The 7,104-nt window shown below is 44.0% G+C and carries 4 protein-coding genes; 1 reads left to right on the forward strand and 3 read right to left on the reverse strand.

All coding sequences use genetic code 11. The features are described from left to right. Positions 1–110: 110 nt before the first annotated feature. From PX484_RS14060 to pdxA, 3 genes are all read right to left on the reverse strand, one after another. Positions 111–3,440, reverse strand: a complete 3,330-nt coding sequence (locus tag PX484_RS14060) for a helicase-related protein (protein ID WP_287767501.1) — start codon at positions 3,438–3,440, stop codon at positions 111–113. A 108-nt stretch (positions 3,441–3,548) separates the two neighbouring features. Beyond that, positions 3,549–4,913, reverse strand: a complete 1,365-nt coding sequence (locus PX484_RS14065; RefSeq protein WP_287767504.1) for an NAD-dependent succinate-semialdehyde dehydrogenase — start codon at positions 4,911–4,913, stop codon at positions 3,549–3,551. A gap of 264 nt (positions 4,914–5,177) precedes the next feature. Next, complete coding sequence (gene pdxA, locus PX484_RS14070; protein WP_287767506.1) at positions 5,178–6,194, reverse strand: 4-hydroxythreonine-4-phosphate dehydrogenase PdxA; 1,017 nt, start codon at positions 6,192–6,194, stop codon at positions 5,178–5,180. A gap of 257 nt (positions 6,195–6,451) precedes the next feature. Between pdxA and PX484_RS14075 the strand changes: the two genes are divergently transcribed. Next, positions 6,452–7,104: RNA-guided endonuclease InsQ/TnpB family protein (locus PX484_RS14075; RefSeq protein ID WP_288104338.1), on the forward strand; the 653-nt coding region annotated here is incomplete at its 3' end.

Consider the following 7,104-nt stretch of genomic DNA (forward strand, 5'->3'; position numbering starts at 1 on the left):
AATCCCCCTTGATAAGGGGGACTTGAATTGGTTTGATCCCCCTAAATCCCCCTTGATAAGGGGGACTTGAATTGGTTTGATCCCCCTAAATCCCCCTTGATAAGGGGGACTTAAGAAGGTTGAAATAAACCCAAGGAACAAATAATCTGAGGTTCTTGGGTGGATTCTTGTGGGTGAACAATACAGAGACGGTCATCTTTATATAAAGATACCAGTAAGTCTGCCAATTGTCGGTCACTGATGCCGGTTCTTAAACCACGATTTAAGCGATCGAGAGCCGACTGTCTGAGGGGATAATGATACAATTGGTCGAGAGCCTTGCATAAATCCTCATGAGCAAATAGATCATCCTTACTATCTTGAGAATACCTTTTTAAGCGCTCGTAGGTCTTAAATTTTGCTCCCGTCAATCGTCCCAATTTAGATCCGGAGTTGTTTTCCTCCTCCGCGATTAATTCTGTCCCTTTTTGTACTAACTGATGGTGTTGGGGATGGGGGGGAATGGCCGGGGTTTGGGGATGACAGGCAGCGGACCGTAAAATAGTTAATTGGGATTGAGTCACACTATTTCCCTGCTTATCAATCCATGCTAAAGCATCATTCCCCCCGGCAGTTTTTAGATAAACCATGACTCCCTCCGGATGGGTTGCTGTCCCACTATGGCAACGGGTAGAATAAACCACCGGCGGCAGAGTCTCTATGGTATGTTTTAAACTAGGGTCAACTTCGATCGCATTTTTCCAAATTTGATACGCTTCCGAGGTTAAATCCACTTCTTGATCCTCCTCCTCATCGATAACCTCAGATTTTTCATGATACAGATCTAATAAAGTCTGGTTATCCATCTCCTCCTCAAAAAATACCTCATCGGTCCCCACCACGTCCGCATTCTCTCGCAGTCTTTGAGATAGTCTCGTCCGCAGTTTAATAATTCTCTCCACTCCCTCCGCAGGTAAAAAGGAATAACAGAGAATCTGACTTGCTTTTTGACCGATTCTATCTACCCTTCCGGCCCGTTGAATCAGGCGAATAATTGCCCAGGGTAGGTCATAATTAACGATAATGGCACAATCCTGTAAATTTAACCCTTCACTCAAGATATCCGTCGCAACCAAGACTCGTATTTCTTCCCCCACTTGCTGAGAATTACTGCGGGGACTAAAACGATGGACCATTTCCGCAGGATTAGCAGAGTTTCCCGTCACTCCCGCAATCTTATCCACTCCCCGATTTTGCAACTGAGTGACTAAATAACTGACTGTATCGGCAAATTGGCTAAAAATTAACACCTTTTCTCTGGGATGATTCTCCTCTAACAGCTGCCATAACTTCTCTAGCTTTTCGTCGGTCTCCGGCTGCCAGGTCCCACAGGTTTGCAATAATGCTATTAAAGCCAAGGCATCAGATTTTAGGTCTTTTTTCAATGCGGGTTTAAACACCTCGGGGTTAATCCACTGAAAGCGCTTGCGATAATCACCGCTATACTTTTGATACACTTGTTCGGCTCTTTTTTGATACTCTTTTTCTAATCCGGTTATCCCCCCAGTCTCCTCGGTTTCTATACTTTCATCTTCTCCCTGAGTGACTAAATCCTCATCCAGATAACGAGTGTCTAACAAAGCTGGATCCTGACTCCCGATGGGAAGGGGTAAATTATTGGCCATGGCATGAAGGAAAATATAGTTACGGAGAATATGACGGTCAAGGGATTGCAGGAAAGCATACCCCCCACTCTCCAAACGTTTAAATAAATTCGTCCGACAAAAACCCATTAATCTTTTACCCGCACGGGATAGACTTTTTAAGATGGTTTCTTCCTCTCCTGTCCCTTTGCATCCTTTAATTAGATAATTTCCCAATCCGTAACGGGGTAACTTCAATCCGTTGAGAGTTATCACCACTGCTTCCGAATATAAACGCGCATAAACCGAGTCTTGTAGGTCAAACTTGATTGTCTTTAGTTGTCGTTGGGGAAGATAAACCCTCGACCCATCAGCAAATTTTAGATACCGACGACCCTGTTCGTCTTCTGTAGCATAATTATTTTTGATAAAACCGCGAGTCCGTCTAATCATATAGAGACGCATTAAGTCTCTCCAGTCGTCGGGAGAGTCACTTTTTTCAAAGGCTGCTAGGGACCTAACCGAAGATTGGTATCTGCGATTAAATTCGATTTCTCCTCCCAGAGATTCTAGTAGTCTTTCGGGACGAATTCCGAGATTAGTATCCTCTTGAATGAATAAACGCAGTTGATTGGACAGGTCAAGATAGTTTTTATTGTAGGGAGTCGCAGTCAAGAGAATACAGCGACTTTCATTGGTGTTAATGTACTCCTGTATCACCCGATAACGTTTACCCTCCCGATTGCGTAGGTTATGACTTTCATCGATAATTACTACCCGATAGCGCCGCAGATTGGGTAATTCCTGCATAACCTGACTTAAGGGGATAATTTTCGCTCTTAATTTGTATTTATAGCTGTAATCCTCCCACATGGTTAGGAGATTTTTCGGACAAATAATTAAGATTTCTAAATCGTAGTCTTCCTGCAAAATATATGCTAGAATGGAAGCGATGCGCGTTTTTCCTAACCCCACCACGTCGCCAATTAGTACCCCACCGCGTCTTTGCACATAACGAGCGGCAATTTTAATGGCCGATTTCTGAAAATCTAGTAAGTCTTGGTCAAACTGTCGGGGAATTTTGTATTCCGCTAAACCGGCTCTCGCTTCAAAGGAAAGATGGTAAGCTATTTTTAAATAGATATGATAGGGGGGAATAAGACTTTCCCGGGCCCAACTTTCGTTAATCACCTTGACAATATCCTCGGATATATCCCAACACCAAGCATCGAACCAACGATCATTAAACCACTTTTGTAATTTGGCACAAGCATCGTGGTCAAGGACATCAATATTTAATTCTCCCTGCTGTTGTAATCCCGCAAAAGTTAGATTACTACTACCCAAAAATCCCACCGTTGGGTTATTGACATCCTGTCGATGAATAAGGTATAATTTAGCATGGAGATTATAGCCCAAAAATAAGCGAATTACTAACTTACCCGATTGAATTTGTTTTCCCAACCGTTGCAAAGCTGCCTGATCTCGATTGCTAGGATTTCCCCAAGTTAATTGTTGGCAAAAATCCTGAACAATTTGTTTTCTTAAACGAGCGCAAGTAGCCTTATCTATATCATTTGAGCGCTTCAATAAAGACAGGGATTGCTGTAGTAATTCCTGGGGTGCTTGCTGCATACCAATCAGCAGACGACAACAGGACAAATCACCACCGAGAAAGTGATCAATATAGGTATCAATGGACTGCCAACCGCGCAAATTAAAATAACCCACACAAAAATCAGCGCGTTGGGATGCTAATAAACTTTCGCGTAAAATTGGCAATAAATGGGACTCAATATTATCAATAATACGCGGCATATTTTTAATCCGTAGGGTACGATCTTCGATAGTGTAAACTAGCGATAATTATGGTGAGTGATTTTGGTTATGGTGGTGGGTTACGCGTTGCTAACCCACCCTACTGATTTACTTAATCCAAACAGTTTTAACGTTGACAAATTCGCGAATACCTTCCACACTTAATTCCCGTCCAAAACCGGAACGTTTAATCCCCCCAAAGGGTAAACGAGGATCGGATTTAACCATCCCGTTAATAAACACACAACCGGCCTCAATTTCGGTAATTAAACGCTCAATTTCTGCGGGGTTATTCGTCCAAGCACTAGAACCCAAACCAAAGGGACTATCATTAGCTAAAGAGATCGCTTCCTCGATATTTTTGACTCGAAATAGTAAAGCCACTGGTCCAAAAAATTCCTCTTTTTCCCCCGGAGAACCAGCAGGAATATCGGTTAAAATCGTCGGTAGATAGAAGTTACCTTTTCCCTCTAAACGTTTACCCCCCACAAGGACTTTACCACCCATAGCGACGGTTTTTTCCACTTGAGCGGCAATTTCCGAGACGATCGATGCCGTGGCCAAAGGACCAATATCAACAGTTTCATCGAGGGGATCACCAACTTTTAAAGCTTGGAATTTAGCCACTAATAACTGTTCAAATCGATCGGCGACAGTTTCCATGACAATAAACCGTTTAGCGGCGATACAAGTCTGACCATTATTTAACAATCTTGCCGTCACTGCCGTAGCCGCTGCCACCTCGATATCGGCAGTATCTAAAACGATAAAAGGATCACTACCTCCCAACTCCAAAACCACCTTTTTGATCTGTTTTCCGGCGGCGGCTGCTAAACTGATCCCCGCCGGTTCACTACCAGTTAAAGTGGCAGCTTTTACCCGTTCATCGTTAATTAAATCACTAACGCGATCGGCCCCGATCAAAAGAGTTTGAAAAGTGCCTTCAGGAAAACCAGCTTCTAATAAAATTCTTTCCACCGCTAAAGCTGATTGGGGAACATTAGAAGCGTGTTTGAGTAGGCCGACATTTCCCGCCATTAAAGCGGGAGCAGCAAAGCGAAATACTTGCCATAAAGGGAAATTCCAGGGCATAACCGCTAAAATTACCCCTAAAGGTTGATAACGGACAAAACTGCGACTAGCATCGGTGGTAATCAACACATCTTCCAGATAACCGGCGGCATTATCGGCATAAAAACGACAAACCAAGGCACATTTGAGGACTTCTGCGATCGCTGATTTGATCGGTTTCCCCATTTCTAAAGTCATGGTTTTAGCCAATGCTACCTGATCCCGTTCCAAAATATCCGCCGCTTGCCGTAACCACTGTCCCCGTTGACTGATGGCGGTGCGGCGATACTGCTGAAAAGTTGTCTCAGCTAGGGCCAATTTCGCCGCCAATTCCTCCGAGGTTAGAGGGGTAAAAGTCTTGAGAATTTCTCCAGTGGCAGGGTTAACTGAAGCGATACCCATATCCCAATTGTCTCCTATCGAGCGCTATATCTCTAGTTTAGTTCTCCTGTTGTCCCGCTGCTCACACTAATTTGGCGATCGGGATTAGGATTCAGGAGATAGGAGTCAGGAGATAGGAGTCAGGAGACAGGAGATAGGGTGATAGGGTTTTGGGGTGATAGGGTGATGAGACAGCTTCCCCACTTCCCACTTCCTAATTCATAATTCATAATTCATAATTCATAATTCATAATTCATAATTCTCATCTCCCCAACCCCCAACAGCTAAAACCCATCTGTACGGCGCTGCTGACATAATTCGATCGCTAATTGGATCGCCGCTTGCATACTCTGGGGTCTAGCGATGCCAAGACCGGCGATATCAAAAGCCGTCCCGTGGTCTGGAGAGGTGCGAACAAAAGGTAAACCGATGGTAGTGTTAACAGCACAGTCAAAAGCCATTAATTTGACGGGAATTAAGCCCTGATCGTGGTATAATGCCAGATATGCGTCGGCGGGTTGTCCTGCACCGCTAAACCAAGCGCGTCCCGGTTCCACCCAAAGCGTATCGGGGGGGACAAGGCCGATTAATTGGGTTTGCGGGTACTGCTGCGCCATTGACTCTAGCCAAGGCTGTAACCAGTCCTTTTCTTCCCTTCCCAGTTTTCCCGCTTCGCCACTGTGGGGATTAAGACCGGATATGGCGATTTTTGGGCGATCGATGCCGAAATCTAGCTTTAAAGACTCGATCAATAGGTCTAATTTTCGGGTCATCAGATCGGGGTTAAGAGTATCGGGAACTTCTCGCAGGGGGATGTGGGTAGTGGCGAGGAGAGTGCGTAAGTTATAGCCAGTGTGAGGGGATTTAGCGACGAATAGCATCCCATAACGGTTAATTCCTGCCATGGTAGCTAAAACCTCCGTTTGACCGGGGAAATCATAACCGGCCAACTGCCAACAGGATTTAGCGATCGGACCTGTGACAATACCGTCAAATTCGCCCTTGAGGGTGCGTTTTATGGCTTCTTGCAGGTAAAGAAAGCTAATTTCACCACTATGGGCATCCCCACGCCCGAAAACGATTTTTTCTTGATTGTAGGGCAAATCGATCAGAGAAAAGCGATCGAGGAGATGGGGATCGTGATAGGCTTTTTCGAGAAGCGTTCTGGTGCCGATTAGAGTAATCTGACAAATAGACGAGATTGGGGAATCGGCGATCGCTTTTAACACCACTTCAGGACCGATCCCGGCGGGATCACCGACGGGGATAACTAGACGGGGAATAAAATAGGCGGATTCCATAAATTTTGGCCGTCAATATTGCTAATTCTCCCGATTAATCTCATCGTTGACAATTATCAGGAGGGAATAAATCAGTAAACAATCTTCAGTTTACCTAAAATGTCGGATGAATGCCGCCGCTAAATTTTTCCACAAGACATCAACCTTTGCGGGGTATGAAATCCGACCAGGATATTGACTGCGAAGCACGATTTTAATTCTACCATTTGTAGGTAAACTGTGTTATACTTAATTGATCCAGGGTCGAGGATTAATCAATGCTAGTCGTAGAAGCTAAGTTAAAAAACGGGACACCAGAACAATACCAAAGACTAGATGAAGCAATTAGGACATCTCAGTTTGTGCGTAACTCTTGTGTTCGTTATTGGATGGACAATAAGGGGAAAACCCGCAATGATCTCCAAAAACTTTGTGCGATACTAGCTAATAATAAAGGGACACCTTGGGTTAATAAATTAAACTCTCAAGCTCGTCAATCGGCTGCTGATAGAGCCTGGCAATCAATTAATAGGTTTTACCAGAATTGTCATGCTAAGATACCGGGTAAAAAGGGTTTTCCTCGGTTCAAAAAGCATAGCCGTTCGGTTGAGTATAAACTAACGGGCTACAAACTATCTGATGACCGACGTAAAATCAAGTTCACCGATGGTTTTAAAGCAGGAGAATTTGATTTATGGTGTAGTCAAAAGACCTTAGTTTATTATTCAGAACAACAGATTAAACGGGTAAGAGTTGTTAGACGTGCTGACGGTTATTATTGCCAGTTTTTAATTGACGTAGAGCGGCAAGAATACCATGAACCAACGGGACAAATAACAGGAATTGACTTAGGGTTAAAAGAGTTTTATACTGACGCTCAAGGTAATACTGTAGAGAATCCACGTTATTTAAGAAAGTCAGAAAAACGACT

It is taken from the genome of Microcystis sp. M49636_WE2 (assembly GCF_030065375.1).
Classification (GTDB): Bacteria; Cyanobacteriota; Cyanobacteriia; order Cyanobacteriales; family Microcystaceae; genus Microcystis; species Microcystis aeruginosa_C.

Bases quoted from the DNA above. Each gene is read 5' to 3' on its own strand.
- pdxA (WP_287767506.1), bottom strand. From the start codon at position 6,194: ATGGAATCCGCCTATTTTATTCCCCGTCTAGTTATCCCCGTCGGTGAT.
- PX484_RS14060 (WP_287767501.1), bottom strand. From the start codon at position 3,440: ATGCCGCGTATTATTGATAATATTGAGTCCCATTTATTGCCAATTTTA.
- PX484_RS14065 (WP_287767504.1), bottom strand. From the start codon at position 4,913: ATGGGTATCGCTTCAGTTAACCCTGCCACTGGAGAAATTCTCAAGACT.